Origin of the sequence: Bartonella callosciuri (genome assembly GCF_014203215.1) — a bacterium.
GTDB classification, from domain to species: Bacteria; Pseudomonadota; Alphaproteobacteria; order Rhizobiales; family Rhizobiaceae; genus Bartonella; species Bartonella callosciuri.
Genome location: NZ_JACHIM010000021.1, coordinates 1 through 2,654, shown reverse-complemented (window position 1 = coordinate 2,654; position 2,654 = coordinate 1). Strand labels below are relative to the sequence as shown.

The following is a 2,654-nucleotide window of genomic DNA, read 5'->3' as shown; positions in this document are numbered from 1 at the left end:
CCAACCTATCGCTTTTTTGAGCAATGGGTAGCGCAAATCTTAAGCTATACAATTCTCATTGTACTCCTAGCCACCATATCTAGTCTGATGATGGATATCTTTGCAAATTATATGACCGATCTAGAGTTTGATGGAAATCAGAATGTAGGTTACGCACTTGGTGGTGCACTTATCCTTTCCATTATCTCCATTGTGCTGTTGCTCAAACTATCAAGCATGGCAAATGCTTTAGCAAAAGGCGTTACCTTTGGACATTGGAGACCAAACATTACAGGAAGAAATGCTTCCCGTAACAGCCGTATAACTAAATGATCAAAATATCCCTGCCACGCGACGGAAAATATCAGCACTGTAGCTGAATATTTCCGTGAACAGAAATAAAACAAATAAAATTAGAAAATAAATGCAATTATAAGCCAATATATTTTCTAATCAAAATTGAAATAATGACAAAAAAGTGTTAAAGTGTATATTGCGGTCATAAAAGAGGAATGTTAAAATGAAACAAATCATTTTTACAGTTTTAATTGCGAGTCTTTTATCGGCTTGCATATTGGCTCCAAAGCCAAAGCAACCAAGTAATTGGAACCGTGTACCTATCAATAAAACAGTCCCTGCCGAAATTCAGCGAGGAGCCATATGAGAAAAAAACAACCAAAACCAGTAAAAGCTGAACAACTTAACTCTTATTATGAGGAAAGCAGAGGCTTGGAACGTGACCTCATCAATGAATTTGTAAGTTAGCTATAATTCAATGATGTCATTATTAATTCTTCTAGAACATTTGAGAAAGCTAAAAGAGTTTAAATATGAAAAAGCTAATTGTTATAGCGACAATAAGTCTAATTCTTCTAACACCAAGCTTAGCACTAGGAAGTGATATTACCACCGGCGTTACTGTTTCTTATGAAACTAATCATAAACCAAGTTCTGATGACGTTTATTTGCTGTATACAATAAAACAACAGCTTGAGTACACACAAAAATTATATAATTCTATCATAGGAAGTCGAACAAAAAGCAGAAAGGCAAAACAAGATGATGGTGGTTTGTACTTTTTAAAACCAGAATTTATATATGATAACGAAAAACAGACGGAAATGGACTCAAAAATCCCCTCATTATTCAGGCAACTTATGCAAAAAGAAAATTATCTTCGCGATAAACCTCTTAATGAAGCACGTGAATTGATTGATGAACGCTTCCAATATGCAACACTCATAGACAAAGTTGTAACTTTACGAACTTTTGAGGAAACAGAAAATCGTTTTGAGCAAATTACAAAACTGTTAATCGACCTAGATAAACTGAACGATCTAAAAGGTATTGTCGAATTGCGATTGCGCATGAAAAACATGTTAGCCATGATCAAGAATGAAAAGATAAAACTGCAAATGTTTGTACATTTGCGTAATAGTGAACAAGCACTCATCAACCGGCTAAAACGCAAGCGTAATGTGCAGATTCTTGGGTCTGTAAATAAACAACTACCTACCATACGATCACAATAAAGTTTTTTAAATGAATTTGCCTATCTTATCAACCCTCTTTGCTCGTGGGACCAGCAGCGATATGAAAAAAGTCGGAGTTTAAAACGTGAGTTCATAAGCGAATTTATAAGTTAGCTATAATTCAATTATGTAACTTCAGTCCTTAGGCAACAGGTAAGAACTAAAAGGAGCTAAATGTGAAAAAGCTAACTATTATAGTGGCAATAAGCGTAATTCTTGCAATTTTAAACTCAAAAAAAAGTTGGAGTGCAAGCGGCAGTATCGAAGATATACAGGACAACATTTTTAAGCTGACAGAAAAAATACATAACTCCATAACAGGAAACACTCGAATACAAAGCCCACAGCTTAAAAAAAATGATGGTAGTTTGTACTTTTTAAAACCAGAATTTATCTATGATAGCGAAAAACAGACGGGAATGGACTCAAAAATTCCTTCATTAGTCAAAGACCTTATGCGAAAAGAAAATTATCTTCGCGATAAACCTCTTAATGAAGCACGTGAATTGATTGATGAACGCTTCCAATATGCAACACTCATAGACAAAGCTGTAACTTTACGAACTTTTGAGGAAACAGAAAATCGTTTTGAGCAAATTGCACAGCTGTTAACCGACCTAGATAAAATGAACGATCTAAAAGGTATTGCTGAATTGCAGGTGCGCATGAAGGGCATGTTAGCTATGATCCAGAATGAAGCAATAAAACTGCAAATGATTTCATATTCACGAGATACTGAACAAGCACTTATCACTCGCCTAAAACGCAAGCGCAATGTGCAGATTCTTCAATTTGTAAATAAAAAAATGCCTATAATACGATCACAATGATGTTTTTTAAAATAGTTTTACCTCTACCATTAATCCTCTTTGGTCGTAGCAAGAAAAACCAATGTATAACATTCAGTGTGATCCCAACAATCCTAAAGGAATTAATAAATTTGCACACCCTAAAACAATTCCAATGAAAAGCACCTGTGCCAAATTACATAAATGCAAATGACACGTACAATATAAATCAAGATAAATCGATGTTCAAATAAGAATGGAAAAACAAAAATTCGTTAAAGAGGAATGCTATGGACTTCAAAATGTTCACACAACTGTTCAATCATATTGATCAGACAACAAAAACATATGTCAC

4 protein-coding genes and 1 pseudogene are annotated in these 2,654 nt (G+C 34.4%); all 5 read left to right on the top strand.

Annotation, left to right across the window (positions count from 1 at the left end; genetic code table 11):
- Nucleotides 1-312, top strand: a 312-nt coding sequence (locus HNQ69_RS07450) for a type IV secretion system protein (protein WP_183229390.1), incomplete at its 5' end; no start/stop codon positions are given.
- A 187-nt stretch (nt 313-499) separates the two neighbouring features.
- Nucleotides 500-643, top strand: coding sequence for a TrwH protein (locus HNQ69_RS07445; protein ID WP_183229389.1), 144 nt, complete (start codon nt 500-502; stop codon nt 641-643).
- A pseudogene (locus tag HNQ69_RS07685) lies at nt 640-738 on the top strand (TrwG protein); the annotation flags it as partial. The gene HNQ69_RS07445 and the pseudogene HNQ69_RS07685, both read left to right, overlap by 4 nt.
- Nucleotides 739-809: 71 nt before the next feature.
- Complete coding sequence (locus tag HNQ69_RS07440) at nt 810-1,511, top strand: TrbJ/VirB5 family protein (RefSeq protein ID WP_183229388.1); 702 nt, start codon at nt 810-812, stop codon at nt 1,509-1,511.
- Nucleotides 1,512-1,687: 176 nt separating this feature from the next.
- A complete protein-coding gene (locus HNQ69_RS07435) occupies nt 1,688-2,341 on the top strand; it encodes a type IV secretion system protein (RefSeq protein WP_183229387.1) in 654 nt (217 codons plus the stop codon).
- The last annotated feature ends 313 nt before the right edge of the window (nt 2,342-2,654 follow it).